Origin of the sequence: Pseudomonas sp. CFSAN084952 (assembly GCF_009648855.1) — a bacterium.
Classification (GTDB): Bacteria; Pseudomonadota; Gammaproteobacteria; order Pseudomonadales; family Pseudomonadaceae; genus Aquipseudomonas; species Aquipseudomonas paracarnis.
The window spans coordinates 4,445,425-4,459,195 of record NZ_CP045767.1 but is presented as its reverse complement, the minus strand read 5'-3'; the positions used below and the strand labels follow the sequence as shown (position 1 = coordinate 4,459,195).

The window sequence follows — 13,771 nt, the reverse complement described above, 5'->3', positions numbered from 1 at the left end:
GCTTTTGCTGGGTCAGGCAAACACAAAATACTTACGCACCGTCTCGACCACTTCCCACGTTCCTTTCATCCCCGGTTCCACCACAAAGATATCCCCAGCCCGCAAGTGGATCGGCTCCATGCCTTCAGGCGTGATCACGCAGTAGCCTTCCTGGAAATGGCAGTATTCCCACTTCACGTATTCCACGTACCACTTGCCCGGTGTGCAGATCCAGGTGCCCATGATCTTGCTGCCGTCTTCGCTGGTGTAGGCGTTGAGGTTGACAGTGTGCGGGTCGCCTTCGAGCTTTTCCCATTTGCAGGCATCCAGGACCGGCAGTGGGTGGGTGTCGCGTAGTACGGTGATGGGCTTGGTCATGATGACTCCGAGGCAGGGAAGGGAAAGCTCAACCCTAAGGCCTCGGGCGTTGCGCCAGTGGTCTGAACTCGACATTGGGATGCCCAGAAGCGCAGTCACCTGAACACCGCAGTCCCCTGTGGGAGCCGGGCTTGCCCGCGATGACGCTGGCACAACAAGCATCTCCATTGCCTGACACTCCGCTATCGCGGGCAAGCCCGGCTCCCACAGGAGGTCTTGGTGTATCTGAGCGACAGATCTGTGCATCAAACCGCTGTTTCCTCGCAGTAACTGCGAAATATTTTCCGTGGCGCGCCAGAATTCGCAAGAAAATTCAGAGCTGGCCCTCGTATCATTCACCCCAGTACCCCGTGAGAGCCTTGCAATGAAACCAATAAAAACGTGGTGGGATATCAGCCCGCCCTTGAGCACGGCCACCCCGACCTGGCCGGGCGATACACCGTTCCAGGAAGAGCGCGTGTGGCAGTTCGGCCCGGAGTGTCCGGTAAATGTGGGGCGCGTCACCCTGTCGCCGCACACCGGTGCCCATGTGGATGCGCCGCTGCATTACAGCGCCGATGGGGCGCCGATTGGCGAGGTATCGCTGGATGTGTACATGGGCCCGTGCCGGGTATTGCATTGCCTGGGCAGCGGCGCTCTGGTGCAGCCCCATCAGTTGCAAGGGCGTGTGGATAACCTGCCGGAGCGCGTGCTGCTGCGCACTTATCCACAAGCGCCACTTACCGACTGGGATTCGAACTTCACCGCCATCGCCCCCCAGACCATTGAGCTGCTGGCCAGCCTGGGGGTGCGCCTGATCGGTATCGATACACCGTCCCTGGACCCGCAACAATCCAAGACCATGGATTCCCACAACGCCGTGGCGCGCCATGGCATGGCGATCCTCGAAGGCATCGTGCTCGATGACGTACCGGAGGGCGACTATGAACTGATCGCGCTGCCGCTGCGCTTCGCCAACCTGGACGCGAGCCCCGTGCGCGCCATTCTCCGCCCGCTCAAGGAGCCCACGCGATGAGCCAATGTCCTTTTTCAGCTGATTACCAACCGCCGGAAGAATGGCATAACGCCGAACTGAATTTTTCCGAGTCCATGAGCTATGGCGATTACCTGGACCTGGGCAAAGTCCTCAGCGCCCAGCACCCGCTGTCGCCGGATCACAACGAAATGCTCTTCATCATCCAGCACCAGACCTCGGAGCTGTGGATGAAATTGATGCTGCACGAACTCAAGGCCGCCCGCGAACATGTGCGCCTGGGTGAGCTGCCACCGGCGTTCAAGATGCTGGCGCGGGTGTCGCGGATCTTCGATCAACTGGTGCACGCCTGGGCGGTGCTGGCGACCATGACCCCGTCGGAATACAAGGCGATTCGCCCGTTCCTGGGGCAGTCGTCGGGGTTCCAGTCGTTTCAGTACCGCGAGATCGAATTCATCCTCGGCAACAAAAGCCCGGCGCTGCTGCGGCCCCATGCCCATCGCCCGGAGTTGCTGCAGCAATTGCAGGTGGCGATTGCCACGCCGTCGTTGTATGACGAGGCGGTGAACCTGATGATCAAGGCAGGGCTGGCGGTTGACCCTCAGCGCGCCGAACGCGACCCGACGGCGGCCACGGTGCACGATGAATCGGTGGAAGCGGCGTGGCGCGAGGTGTATCGCGACCCGAATCGCTACTGGGACTTGTATCAATTGGCCGAGAAATTTATCGACCTGGAGGACTCGTTCCGCCAGTGGCGCTTCCGGCATGTCACCACGGTGGAGCGCATCATCGGCTTTCAGCCGGGTACTGGTGGTACTGAAGGCGTGGGGTACCTGCGCAAGATGCTCGACACGGTACTGTTCCCTGAACTCTGGCGAGTACGTTCCACGCTCTAATAAAAAAGCCCCGGATTACCGGGGCTTTTTTCTAGGTGAAATACAGTCAATTGTGGGAGCTGGCTTGTCGGGTCGCCGCATCGCTGCGATGGCGGTGTATCAGTCGGCTCATCCATTGGCTGACACGCCGCAATCGCGGGCAAGCCCGCTCCCACAGGGGTTACTGGGTTACGGCAACCTTCCCGCTTCTGATCCGAAACCGATAGGCGATGTAGATAATCCCCACCCACACCGGCATCGCATACACCGACTCGCGAATCCCCGGAATCGCCAGCATCACGCCAATGATCATCACCATGAACGCCAGGCACAGGTAGTTGCTGAACGGGAACCAGAAGGTCTTGAACGACGGCGTCACGCCTTGCTCGCCCATGGCCTTGCGGAACTTGATATGGGTCAGGCTGATCAATGCCCAGTTGATCATCAGCGACGCGACCACCAGGGCAAACAGCAACTCCAGCGCACTGTGCGGCGCGACGTAGTTGACCACCACGCACAGCATCGTCACCAACGCCGAAATCGCCAACGCCCGTAGCGGCACGCCTTGCTTGTTGAGCTTCATCAGCGCCTTGGGCGCATCCCCTTGTTCGGCCAGGCCGAACAGCATGCGGCTGTTGCAGTACACGCCGCTGTTGTACACCGACAACGCCGCGGTCAGCACCACGAAGTTGAGGATGTGGGCGGCGGTGTCGTTGCCGATCAGCGAGAAGATCTGCACAAACGGGCTGCCGCTGTAGGCATCGCCCGACGCGCCGAGGGTTTGCAGCAGTTGATCCCACGGGTACAGCGACAACAGCACGGTCAGCGCACCGACATAGAAAATCAGAATGCGGTACACCACCTGGTTGATCGCTTTGGGGATCACCTTGCGTGGTTCGCTGGCTTCGGCGGCGGTGATGCCGACCAGCTCCAGGCCACCGAACGAGAACATGATAAAGGCCATCGACATCAACAGCCCCATGCCACCATTGGGGAAGAACCCACCGTGGCTCCACAGGTTGCTGACCGAGGCTTGCGGGCCGCCGGTGCCGCTGAACAGCAGGTAGCAGCCGAGCACGATCATGCCGACAATCGCCACCACCTTGATGATCGCAAACCAGAATTCGGCTTCACCGAAGAACTTCACGTTCAGAGTGTTGATCAGGTTCACGGCGACGAAGAACACCAGCGCGCTGACCCAGGTTGGAATCTCCGGCCACCAGAACTGGATGTACTTGCCGACGGCCGTCAGTTCGGCCATGCCCACCAGCACGTAGAGCACCCAATAGTTCCAGCCCGCCAGGAAGCCTGCGTAACCGCCCCAGTATTTATGTGCGAAGTGGCTGAAGGAACCGGCCACCGGCTCTTCGACGATCATCTCGCCGAGCTGGCGCATGATCAGGAACGCGATAAACCCGGCCACCGCATAGCCCAGGATCATCGACGGCCCCGCCGACTTGAGTACCCCGGCCGAGCCGAGGAACAAGCCTGTACCAATCGCACCTCCCAAGGCGATCAGCTGAATGTGCCGGTTCTTCAGGCCTCGCTTGAGGCCCACCGGGTTAACCATGTCATCCGCCATTAACATTCCCTTCTACTTGTTTTTCTCAAGGGTGATTGCACGCCGCATCGGCCCCTCAGAACTGCTGAGGGTCAGATATTACTCTGCGTAAACTTTTCGTAATACAGCTGAACGCCATCAAGTGTCTGATCCGCCAGCCATTGTTGGATGGATTCGACCATTGGAGGGGGGCCGCACACGTACATATCCGCCGATCTGTCCCGCAATTCGGCCAGGTCGAAATGTTCGGTCAGGTAGCCGCGTTTGCCCGTCCACTCGGCTGAGGCGTCGCTCAGCACTTCGGTGTAGCGAAAGTTCGGGATTTTCGTCGCGTAGGCTTGGATACGTGCCGCTTCACATAAGTCTTCGGCGCCGCGCACGCCGTAGTACAGGTGCACAGGTTGTGTGCAGCCGTTGACGACCAGCTCATCGAGCATGCCCAACAACGCCGACAACCCGGTGCCGCCCGCCACCAGTACCAGCGGTTGGGTGACGTGCCGCAGATAAAACGCACCCAAGGGCGCCTCCATCAGCATTTCATCACCTACCTGGCAGCGTTCACGCAGGTAGTTGCTCATGACTCCGTCGGGCAGCAGGCGTACCAGGAACTGCAACTGATTACCCGGCCGGTTGGCGAAGGAGTAGGAGCGCCAGCTATCGGTGCCGGGCACTGACAGACGCGCATATTGGCCCGGCAAAAAATCCAGTGGCTGGTCCAGTTGCACCTGCAAGATGGCGGTGCTGGTCGAGACCTGCTGCACCGCGCTCACCGTGCCGCGTACCTGCACGGGCCCGGGGGCGTTGCACAGGCTCGAATCAAAGTCGAAATAAAAGGTGGCGTCGGACTTCACCCGAGTCTGGCAACTGAGCATCTTGCTCTGTTGCAGGTCGAGGCTGGAGAGCGCTTCCTCGTCGACGTAGTCCTGGGTGTACTCACCGGATTCGCAACGCCCCTGGCAGGTGCCGCACACACCTTCGCGGCAATCGAGCGGGATCTTGATGCCGTTGCGCAGGGCCGCGTCCAACAGGATTTCATGGGCGCCCACCGGGAAGAACAGGGTCTTGCCATCGGCAAAGCTGAAGGCCACTTTGTGATTCATTGATGAACTCCACGCGTGCCCCTGTGGCGAGGGAGCTTGCTCCCGCTGGGCTGCGAAGCTGCCCCAAAAAACTGGGAGCGCTGCGCACTCCAGCGGGAGCAAGCTCCCTCGCCACAGGGGGGCTGGTTTTAAAGGTGATAGAAATCCAGCACCGAGTTGATGGTGTCGTTGAGCAGCAGGGCGTGCTTGCGCGTGATCAGCCAGCTTTCGCCCTCGGGCTTGAGGCGATAGGTTGCGTGCCCATAGAACTGCTCGGAAGTAGCCAGCCGATAAAACAGCGTGTGCCAGTTCAAGCGCACCTCCAAGGTGCCGTCACTTTGTTCGGCAATGCGTACGTTATTGATCAGGTGCAAGGTGCGCGGCATCGGCGTGGCAGAGGCGGCTTTGCCGGTGCGCAGGCGGAACACACGGTCCTCCAGGCCCGAGCGGTTGGCGTAGTAGATCAACGACATCTCGCGCTTGGGGTCTTGGGTGTAGACGTGTTCGGAATCCCATTGCGGCAGGTGGAATTCGCTCTGCGGGTCGAACAACTGCACGTAGGCATCCCAGTCCTGGGCGTCGCACAGTTCGGATTTGCGGTAGAAAAACTGCTCGATCTGGTACTGCAATTGCGCATTCATCACTTCACCTCCCGCAGTGTCAGCGCTTGTCGCTCCAGGCCCTGGAGCAGGAACTGCTGCCAGTTGCGATGTTGGTTGACGTACAAACCTTCGTGGGTGAACTCGGTGCCGGTCATGGCTGGTTGGATGCCAATGGCTTCGCTGTTGGGCGTCGGCCCAGTCTCCCAGCGATGGCTGCCTCGTGAGATATCGCTCCAGCGCTCCAGGCGGCCCTGGAAACCGCGCTGGGCTTCGCGAAACTCCACCAGGTCATCCGGCGTGCCCATGCCCGAGACGTTGAAGAAGTCCTCGAACTGGCGAATCCGGTTTTCGCGGTCGGCGTCGGACTCACCCTTGACCCCCAGGCACTGGCTGATGATCTCGGTCTTGTTCCAGGCCACCGGGCGGATGATGCGCAACTGCGAGCTGATCTGGTCGAGAAAGAACAGGCTGGGGTAGATATTCAGGTTGCGCAGGCGGTGCATCATCCACTCGGCCTTCTGCTGGCCGTGTTCTTCTACCAGGCGCGGCATGATGGTGGCGTAGCCGGAGCGCACGCTGGGGTTGGGCATGTCGCTGAACAACACACTGTGGCCATTGTTGAAGGCGAACCAGCCGTCGTCGGTATTTGCGTCGCCGGCGCCGAGCTTGCTGTAGTCCAGCGTCGTGCTGGAACCTGCGCCGTTCTCGGTGTTGACCTGCTGGCGATGCTGCACGGTGGCCACGTAGTTGTAGTGCACGGTGCTGACGTGATAACCGTCCAGGCCGTTTTCGTTTTGCAGCTTCCAGTTGCCGTCGTAGGTGTAGGCAGACTTGCCCGCAAGCACCTCCAACTCTCCGGTGGCCGATTGCGCCACCATCATGTCGAAGAACACGTTGGCGTCGCCGAGGAAATCTTCCAGGCTGTCGGTGCCGTTCACGTCCAGGCTGATAAACACAAAGCCCTTGTAGCTGTCGATGCGCGCTTTTTTCAGGCCGCGGGTGGCCTTGTCGAAACCTTCCGGGTATTCCCCCGGCGCCTTGACCTTCACCAGTCGGCCATCGCTCTTGTAGCACCAGGCGTGGAACGGGCAGGTGAAGGTGGATTGATTGCCCTTGCCCACGCGGGTGAGGGTAGTGCCGCGATGCTGGCAGGCGTTGATCAGCGCGTTGAGCCGGCCTTCGCCGTCGCGGGTGATGATCATCGGCTGGCGCCCGGCGCGCATCGTCACGAAGTCGTGGTTATGGGCCAGTTCGCTTTCGTGGCAGGCGTAGATCCAGTTCTTCTCGAAGATCAGTTCCATCTCCAGGTCGAACAGCTCGGGCTCGGTGAACATGTCGCGGGCGATGCGGAACACTTCATCCGCCGGGCGAAAGTCCAGGCAACTTTCGATAAAGGATTTCCACTGCTCGACGGTTCTTGCACCACTCATGGGAGGCACCTTTTGATCATGGCTAAACGGTGAGCCATTAAGCGGCTGCGATGCGGTGGCGGGCTATCCGCTTAATGGGGGAACGCAGGCCGCAAAGTTGGGCAGCAAATACCCATGGCGGTGCGCGCAGGTGACGGCATGCGCTACTGTGATGGTGGGCGATGGTCGTAAAGCCCTGGGATTTATCCACATAGTCGACCGTTACTATCCACCCAGTGGCCACGCTGCTGGCGTGGCCTGGAACTTGCTGTCGAGGTTCAACGACGCGCCGCCAGAGCGCGCAAATGCCTAACCGCCGTGGGTGCACCCTGATGAGTAGCCAGACACGCGATATTCATATTCAACGCTTCGACCTGGAAGGCGCGCGCAGCTGGATGTCCGGCATCTGCGGGCCCCATCGCCTGGCGACGGCCACCCCCGATCGCCTGCGCTTTCACCACAGCGCCAACGTGTTCAAGTCCCGCGCCACCACCCTGGGCGTGATCGAATACGGTACCGATGTGACCATCGACATCGAAGACGCCGAGCACTTTCGCAGCTACAGCTTGAGCCTGCCGCTGGTGGGCGAGCAGGAGCTGAGCAAGAACGGTGAGCGCCTCAGTTCCAACCGCGACCAGGGCGTGATCATTTCACCCAATGAGCATCAGGTGCTGGCGATTTCCGGTGACTGCCGCAAGTTGCAGGTGGTGATCACCCGCGCGGCGATGAGCGAGTCACTGGAAGGTTTGCTGCAACGGCCCATCGATGCACCGCTGCGGTTTGAGTCGGTGATGGATGCTGTGGACGGAGCACCGGCCTCGTGGTGGCGCATGGCGCGATACTTCATCGCCGAACTGGAATGCAGCAGCGAGTTGTACGAGCAGGCGGCGTTTACCCGTGACCTGGAAAGCTCGCTGATCAAGGGGCTGATCCTGGCCCAACCGAATAACTACTCTGAAGAGTTGCGCGACGTGTTGGGGGTAAAACTGCCGCACTACTTGATCCGTGCGCGGCAATTCATCCACGACAACGCCCGTGAAGTGCTGCACCTGGAAGACCTGGAAGCGGCGGCGGGCGTGTCGCGGTTCAAACTGTTCGATGCGTTTCGCAAGTACTTCGCACTGTCGCCCATGGCGTATCTGAAGAAGCATCGGCTGGGGGCGGTGCGCCAGGAAATTCTGGAGCAGGGCTCAATGCGCACTATTTCTGAAATCGCCCTGGGCTGGGGGTTTACGCACCTGGGGCGGTTTTCGGCGGAATACCGCAAGCTGTTCGATGAGTCGCCCAGCCAGACATTGCAACGCAAGCGCCTGCGCATTACTTGAACTCGGGTGAGGATCAACAGGTGGGAGCTGGCTTGCCTGCGATAGCGGCCGGCCGACCAACACGATGCCAACTGATCCGCCGCCATCGCAGGCAAGCCAGCTCCCACATGGAGTATGGGGTGCCTGGAGAATCTCAGATCAACTCCTCAACCAGTTGCAGGCAATGAGTCAGCCCCGGCGACCGGTCATTCACCCGCCGGCTGAGGATGATCGGCGAACTCGCCGTCGCCTCCACCACCGGCGTATAGCCAATATCCGCCCGATGCAGCACCTGCACCGACGCCGGCACCAGCGTCACGCCCATACCGGCGCCCACCAGGCCGATAGCGGTCTGCAATTCGTTGGTCCACTGCGCCACCTTCACGCTCAAGCCATGGGCGTCGAACAGCGCGATCACATGGTCGGCATAGCTGGGGCGCGGGTTGCCGGGGTAGAGCACGAAGGGTTCGGCAGCCAACTGGGCGAGGGTGGCCGGAGCGCCCAGCAACGGGTGACCGCTGGGCAGCACCGCCACCAGGCGGTCTTCCACCAGTACGCGCTGGACAATGGCCGGGTCGTCGATGCGAATACGCCCGAAGCCCACGTCAATGCGGCCAGCCTTGAGCGCTTCGACCTGCTGCAAGGTGGTCATTTCCGACAAACCCAGCTCCAGCTCCAGGGCGTCGTGGGTGCGCAGGCGCCGAATCAGCTCCGGCAGCACGCCATACAAGGTCGACGGCGCAAAGGCGATGCCCAGCCAGGTTTTCTCGCCTTGGCCGATGCGCCGAGTGGTGTCGCAGACCTTGTCCAGTTGTTCGAGCAGTACATTGGCGTGCTCATAGAAAAAACGCCCGGCTTCGGTCAGGCGCAAAGGCCGACTGCGCTCCAGCAGCACCACCCCCAGTTCATCCTCCAACTGCTGGATCTGCCGGCTCAAGGGCGGCTGGGCGATGTGCAGGCGTTCGGCAGCCCGGGTGAAGTTAAAGGTTTCGCCCAGCACCTGGAAATAGCGCAAGTGACGCAGTTCCATATCGACTCCTTTCATACCTTGAGGGTATCGCACCAGACCAATTCTATATTGGAACCCCAAAAAAATGCGGCACAGAATCGACGCAAATCTATAAAGAACCCAACGGGTATTGCCATGCCGATTTGCGCCATCGAATCGATCGACACGCTTATTGTTGATCTGCCCACCATTCGCCCGCACAAGCTGGCGATGCACACCATGCAAAACCAGACCCTGGTGATCATCCGCCTGCGTTGTGCCGACGGCATTGAGGGCATCGGCGAAGCCACCACCATTGGCGGCCTGAGCTACGGCAATGAAAGCCCCGACAGCATCAAAATCAATATCGACCGCCACTTTGCGCCGCTATTGATCGGTCAGGACGCGAGCAACGTCAATGCGGCCATGTTGCGCCTGGAACGCAGTATTCGCGGCAACACCTTTGCCAAGTCCGGTATCGAAAGCGCCTTGCTCGACGCGCTCGGCAAACGCCTCGGGCTGCCGGTCAGCGAGCTGCTGGGCGGGCGTGTGCGTGATGCGTTGCCGGTGGCCTGGACCCTGGCCAGCGGTAATACCGAACAGGACATCAACGAGGCCGAGAAAATGCTCGACCTGCGCCGTCACCGCCTCTTCAAATTGAAGATTGGCGCCGGTGAAGTCAGCCGCGACCTGGCCCATGTGATCGCAATCAAGAAAGCCCTGGGCGAGCGCGCCAGTGTGCGCGTCGACGTCAACCAGGCCTGGGATGAGGCCGTGGCCCTGCGGGGATGCAAGGTGCTCGGCGACCACGGTATCGATCTGATCGAACAACCGATCTCGCGCAACAACCGTGGCGGCATGGCCCGGCTCAACCTGTCGAGCCCGGTGCCGATCATGGCCGATGAATCTATCGAATGTGTGGAAGACGCCTTTAACCTGGCCCGTGAAGGCGCGGCCACGGTGTTCGCCCTCAAGATCGCCAAGAACGGTGGCCCTCGCGCTGTATTGCGCACGGCGGCGATTGCCGAAGCGGCTGGCATCGGCCTGTACGGCGGCACCATGCTCGAAGGCGGCATTGGCACCCTGGCCTCGGCCCATGCCTTTCTCACGCTGAACACCCTGGCGTGGGGCACCGAATTGTTCGGCCCGCTGTTGCTCACCGAAGACATCCTCACCGAGCCACCGGTGTACCGCGATTTCCAGCTGCATGTGTCCACTGCGCCGGGCCTGGGTCTGACGCTCGATGAAGAGCGCCTGGCGTTCTTTCGCCGTGACAAACACTAAGAGGCCTCTGCCATGTTGTTCCACGTAAAAATGACCGTGAACCTGCCCCTCGATATGCACCCCGAGCGTGCCGCCAGCCTCAAGGCCGAGGAGAAAGCCTTGGCGCAGCGCCTGCAACAAGAGGGCAAATGGCGCCACCTGTGGCGCATCGCCGGGCATTACGCCAACTACAGCGTGTTCGATGTCGACAGCGTCCAGGACCTGCACGACCTGCTGATGCAACTGCCGTTGTTCCCCTACATGGCCATCGAAGTGAACGCGCTGTGCCGCCATCCGTCGTCGATCCATGCGGACGACCGCTGAGCCGGCTTGCACCTATAACTACAAGATGAGGAATGCACCATGTCCATCCGCCTGTCCCAGACTGCCCACGCCCAACAGTTTCTCGAAGAAGCCAGCGGCAACCTCAATGACGCGGGCAACCCACGTACCAAGGCGCTGATTTACCGGATCCTGCGCGACACCGTGAACATCATCGAAGACCTGGAAGTGACCCCGGAAGAATTCTGGAAGGCGGTCAACTACCTCAATGAACTGGGCAAAAACCAGGAGGCCGGTCTGCTCGCTGCCGGCCTGGGCCTGGAGCATTATCTGGACCTGTTGATGGACGCCGCCGATGAGCAGGCAGGCAAGTCCGGCGGTACACCGCGCACCATCGAAGGCCCGTTGTATGTGGCCGGCGCGCCGCTGTCCCAATACGAAGCACGGCTGGATGATGGTCAGGACGACGCGGTGCCGTTGTTCATGCGCGGGCAAGTGCGCGATACCGCAGGCAAGCCATTGGCGGGGGCGATTGTCGATGTGTGGCAGGCCAATACCGGCGGCACTTACTCGTGGTTCGACCCGAATCAATCTGAATTCAACCTGCGTCGCCGTATCGAGACCGACGCCCAGGGCAACTACCGTTTTCGCAGCATCGTACCTTCGGGCTACGGTTGCCCGCCGAGCGGGCCGACGCAACAGTTGCTCGACCAATTGGGGCGCCACGGGCAACGGCCGGCGCATATCCACTTCTTCATTTCGGCGCCTGGGCACCGGCACCTGACCACGCAGATCAACCTGTCGGATGACCCGTACCTGCACGATGACTTCGCCTATGCCACCCGCGATGAACTGATTGCCGAGATCCGCTTCAGCGACGATCCGCAACTGGCGCGGGAATTTGGCGTGCAAGGACGGTTTGCGCAGATTGATTTTGACTTTGAGTTGCAGGTGGCGGATGCGCCAATAGAACAGCAGCGCATGCAACGAGTGCGTGCTCTGGAAGACTGATCAACTCGGTCAACTGTGGGAGCTGGCTTGCCTGCGATAGCGGTGGAACATTCACTACCGCTATCGCAGGCAAGCCAGCTCCCACATTGGTTTTGGGGTGTTTGTGTTATTTGCGCACGACCAGGTCCAACACCTCATCCCGGTCCTTGATCTTCTGCAGCACGATCTCCGAACGGATATCCATCACCCCCGCCGTGCGGTTCAGGTGGTTCACGATAAAGTCCGAAAAGTGCTTGAGGTTGCGCGCCTGCACCCGCAGCACATAGTTGCTGGCGCCGGTGATCACATAGGCGCTCGCCACCTCCGGCCAGCCTTGCACCTTCTTGATGAACGTCTCATGCCAGTCCTCCACATCCTGGCGCAACGACAGGTGCACGATGGCTTCCAGCTCGATCCCCAACTGCTCGGCGTTCAATACCGCGCGGTAGCCGCTGATGATTCCCTCGCTCTCCAGCAGGCGCAAACGGCGCAGGCATGCAGACGGCGACAGCGCGACTTTTTCCGCCAATTCCTGGTTGCTGATGCGGCCATCCTGTTGCAGGAAATGCAGGAGGCGCAGGTCGGTGGCGTCGAGAATCATGCTTGGAAGATATCCGCGTATTTGGAGGTTAAATTCGAATTTCCTACAGCTTAAATAGCCGTTTACCCACCACTTTGCACGAAAATTCTCTAAAAGTTCGTTCATTATTTGGTCCATCCTCACCTATAAAAACCAGGACGACCCATGACCACTCGAAGCCATTGCCAAGCCCTCGACGCACAGGACCCTTTGGCCCCCCTGCGTGCCCAATTCGCCTTGCCCGAGGGCGTGATCTACCTCGACGGCAACTCCCTCGGCGCTCGCCCGGTGGCGGCGCTGGAACGCGCACAACAGGTGATCGCCGAGGAGTGGGGCAACGGCTTGATTCGTAGCTGGAACAGCGCTGGCTGGGCGCAGTTGTCCCAGCGCCTGGGCAATCGCCTGGCGCCATTGATTGGTGCGCGTGACGGCGAGGTAGTGATCACCGACACCACCTCGATCAACCTGTTCAAAGTGCTCAGCGCCGCCTTGAGTGTGCAGCGCCAACGTACACCTGCGCGCAAGGTCATCGTCAGCGAAGCGAGCAACTTTCCCACCGACTTGTACATCGCCGAAGGCTTGGCCGAATTGCTGCAACAAGGCTATTCCCTGCGCCTGGTGAACAGCCCGGCCGAACTGCCCCAGGCCATTGATGCGGACGTGGCGGTGGTGATGCTCACCCACGTCAACTACAAGACCGGCTATATGTACGACATGGCGGCGCTGACCGCACTGAGCCACGAGTGCGGCGCGCTGAGCATCTGGGACCTGGCGCATTCGGCGGGCGCGGTGCCTGTCGATCTGCACCATGCCGGCGCGGATTATGCGATTGGCTGCACCTACAAATACCTCAACGGCGGCCCGGGCTCCCAGGCGTTTGTGTGGGTCAACCCGGCGTTGGTGGATGTGGTGCGCCAGCCGTTGTCGGGTTGGTTCGGGCATACCCGCCAGTTCGCCATGGAGTCCACCTACGCCCCCAGCGCCGGCATTGCCCGCTACCTCTGCGGTACCCAACCGATTACCTCGCTGGCCATGGTGGAATGCGGCCTGGATATTTTTGCCCAGACCGACATGGCGCGCCTGCGCCGCAAATCCCTGGCCTTGACCGACCTGTTTATTGCGTTGGTCGAAAGCCGTTGCGCCGCCCATGGCCTGGAACTGATAACCCCGCGTGAACACACCCGGCGCGGCAGCCACGTCAGCTTTGAACACCCCGAAGGTTACGCGGTGATCCAGGCCTTGATCGCCCGAGGCGTGATCGGCGATTACCGTGAACCGCGGATCATGCGTTTTGGCTTCACGCCGTTGTATAGCAGCTTTACCGAGGTGTGGGACGCCGTGGAAATTCTCGGTGAAATTCTCGACAACGCCACCTGGGACCAGCCGCAATTCAAAGTCCGCAACAGCGTTACTTAAGAGCAACACAGATCAAATGTGGGAGCTGGCTTGCCTGCGATAGCGTCGGTGCATTCACTACCGTTATCGCAGGCAAGCCAGCTCCCACAGGT

General features: G+C 60.6%; 14 protein-coding genes. 7 read left to right on the top strand and 7 right to left on the bottom strand.

The genetic code is table 11. The annotated features are described in order from the left end of the window. Positions 1-12: 12 nt before the first annotated feature. Positions 13-357, bottom strand: coding sequence for a cupin domain-containing protein (locus tag GH769_RS20295; RefSeq protein ID WP_019817873.1), 345 nt, complete (start codon positions 355-357; stop codon positions 13-15). A gap of 364 nt (positions 358-721) precedes the next feature. On the opposite strand from GH769_RS20295, the gene kynB reads away from it, so the two are divergent. Then, positions 722-1,372, top strand: a complete 651-nt coding sequence (kynB, locus tag GH769_RS20290; protein WP_020302521.1) for an arylformamidase — start codon at positions 722-724, stop codon at positions 1,370-1,372. Further along, positions 1,369-2,226 carry a tryptophan 2,3-dioxygenase gene (gene kynA / locus GH769_RS20285; protein WP_020302520.1) on the top strand — a complete coding sequence of 286 codons (858 nt, stop codon included), beginning with the start codon at positions 1,369-1,371 and terminating at the stop codon, positions 2,224-2,226. Before kynB ends, kynA begins: the two co-directional genes overlap by 4 nt. A gap of 160 nt (positions 2,227-2,386) precedes the next feature. On the opposite strand, the gene GH769_RS20280 is transcribed toward kynA, so the two are convergent. The 4 genes from GH769_RS20280 to antA all read right to left on the bottom strand — a co-directional run bounded on the left by GH769_RS20280 (position 2,387) and on the right by antA (position 6,877). Next, on the bottom strand, positions 2,387-3,787 hold the full coding sequence (locus GH769_RS20280; protein WP_003194112.1) for an amino acid permease: 1,401 nt from the start codon (positions 3,785-3,787) through the stop codon (positions 2,387-2,389). Positions 3,788-3,858: 71 nt separating this feature from the next. Continuing rightward, complete coding sequence (gene antC / locus GH769_RS20275) at positions 3,859-4,866, bottom strand: anthranilate 1,2-dioxygenase electron transfer component AntC (RefSeq protein ID WP_032902506.1); 1,008 nt, start codon at positions 4,864-4,866, stop codon at positions 3,859-3,861. A gap of 128 nt (positions 4,867-4,994) precedes the next feature. After that, positions 4,995-5,486 (bottom strand): anthranilate 1,2-dioxygenase small subunit, encoded by a 492-nt coding sequence (antB, locus tag GH769_RS20270; protein ID WP_032902508.1) that lies wholly within the window; start codon positions 5,484-5,486, stop codon positions 4,995-4,997. Continuing rightward, positions 5,486-6,877: an anthranilate 1,2-dioxygenase large subunit gene (antA, locus tag GH769_RS20265; RefSeq protein WP_032902510.1), complete on the bottom strand. Its 1,392-nt coding sequence runs from the start codon at positions 6,875-6,877 to the stop codon at positions 5,486-5,488. The genes antB and antA overlap by 1 nt, the downstream gene beginning before the upstream one ends. Before the next feature lie 311 nt (positions 6,878-7,188). On the opposite strand from antA, the gene GH769_RS20260 reads away from it, so the two are divergent. Further along, complete coding sequence (locus GH769_RS20260) at positions 7,189-8,181, top strand: AraC family transcriptional regulator (protein ID WP_032902544.1); 993 nt, start codon at positions 7,189-7,191, stop codon at positions 8,179-8,181. A gap of 133 nt (positions 8,182-8,314) precedes the next feature. Here GH769_RS20260 and GH769_RS20255 read toward each other — a convergent pair whose 3' ends face one another. Continuing rightward, positions 8,315-9,190: a LysR family transcriptional regulator gene (locus GH769_RS20255; protein WP_032902511.1), complete on the bottom strand. Its 876-nt coding sequence runs from the start codon at positions 9,188-9,190 to the stop codon at positions 8,315-8,317. A 114-nt stretch (positions 9,191-9,304) separates the two neighbouring features. Between GH769_RS20255 and GH769_RS20250 the strand changes: the two genes are divergently transcribed. The 3 genes from GH769_RS20250 to catA are packed head-to-tail and all read left to right on the top strand — an operon-like array spanning position 9,305 to position 11,704. Continuing rightward, positions 9,305-10,432, top strand: coding sequence for a muconate cycloisomerase family protein (locus GH769_RS20250; protein WP_032902512.1), 1,128 nt, complete (start codon positions 9,305-9,307; stop codon positions 10,430-10,432). 12 nt (positions 10,433-10,444) lie between these two features. Then, a complete protein-coding gene (catC, locus tag GH769_RS20245; protein ID WP_014719906.1) occupies positions 10,445-10,735 on the top strand; it encodes a muconolactone Delta-isomerase in 291 nt (96 codons plus the stop codon). Positions 10,736-10,774: 39 nt separating this feature from the next. Beyond that, complete coding sequence (gene catA / locus GH769_RS20240) at positions 10,775-11,704, top strand: catechol 1,2-dioxygenase (RefSeq protein ID WP_020302514.1); 930 nt, start codon at positions 10,775-10,777, stop codon at positions 11,702-11,704. A 106-nt stretch (positions 11,705-11,810) separates the two neighbouring features. On the opposite strand, the gene GH769_RS20235 is transcribed toward catA, so the two are convergent. After that, a complete protein-coding gene (locus GH769_RS20235; RefSeq protein ID WP_003176072.1) occupies positions 11,811-12,284 on the bottom strand; it encodes an Lrp/AsnC family transcriptional regulator in 474 nt (157 codons plus the stop codon). Positions 12,285-12,428: 144 nt separating this feature from the next. Here GH769_RS20235 and kynU point away from each other — a divergent pair, with 144 nt between their 5' ends. Beyond that, a complete protein-coding gene (gene kynU / locus GH769_RS20230) occupies positions 12,429-13,679 on the top strand; it encodes a kynureninase (protein ID WP_032902513.1) in 1,251 nt (416 codons plus the stop codon). The last annotated feature ends 92 nt before the right edge of the window (positions 13,680-13,771 follow it).

What these genes read in the sequence shown, in the direction of transcription:
- GH769_RS20295 (WP_019817873.1), bottom strand. Translation starts at nt 357, where the DNA reads ATGACCAAGCCCATCACCGTACTACGCGACACCCACCCACTGCCGGTC.
- kynB (WP_020302521.1), top strand. Translation starts at nt 722, where the DNA reads ATGAAACCAATAAAAACGTGGTGGGATATCAGCCCGCCCTTGAGCACG.
- kynA (WP_020302520.1), top strand. Translation starts at nt 1,369, where the DNA reads ATGAGCCAATGTCCTTTTTCAGCTGATTACCAACCGCCGGAAGAATGG.
- GH769_RS20280 (WP_003194112.1), bottom strand. Translation starts at nt 3,787, where the DNA reads ATGGCGGATGACATGGTTAACCCGGTGGGCCTCAAGCGAGGCCTGAAG.
- antC (WP_032902506.1), bottom strand. Translation starts at nt 4,866, where the DNA reads ATGAATCACAAAGTGGCCTTCAGCTTTGCCGATGGCAAGACCCTGTTC.
- antB (WP_032902508.1), bottom strand. Translation starts at nt 5,486, where the DNA reads ATGAATGCGCAATTGCAGTACCAGATCGAGCAGTTTTTCTACCGCAAA.
- antA (WP_032902510.1), bottom strand. Translation starts at nt 6,877, where the DNA reads ATGAGTGGTGCAAGAACCGTCGAGCAGTGGAAATCCTTTATCGAAAGT.
- GH769_RS20260 (WP_032902544.1), top strand. Translation starts at nt 7,189, where the DNA reads ATGAGTAGCCAGACACGCGATATTCATATTCAACGCTTCGACCTGGAA.
- GH769_RS20255 (WP_032902511.1), bottom strand. Translation starts at nt 9,190, where the DNA reads ATGGAACTGCGTCACTTGCGCTATTTCCAGGTGCTGGGCGAAACCTTT.
- GH769_RS20250 (WP_032902512.1), top strand. Translation starts at nt 9,305, where the DNA reads ATGCCGATTTGCGCCATCGAATCGATCGACACGCTTATTGTTGATCTG.
- catC (WP_014719906.1), top strand. Translation starts at nt 10,445, where the DNA reads ATGTTGTTCCACGTAAAAATGACCGTGAACCTGCCCCTCGATATGCAC.
- catA (WP_020302514.1), top strand. Translation starts at nt 10,775, where the DNA reads ATGTCCATCCGCCTGTCCCAGACTGCCCACGCCCAACAGTTTCTCGAA.
- GH769_RS20235 (WP_003176072.1), bottom strand. Translation starts at nt 12,284, where the DNA reads ATGATTCTCGACGCCACCGACCTGCGCCTCCTGCATTTCCTGCAACAG.
- kynU (WP_032902513.1), top strand. Translation starts at nt 12,429, where the DNA reads ATGACCACTCGAAGCCATTGCCAAGCCCTCGACGCACAGGACCCTTTG.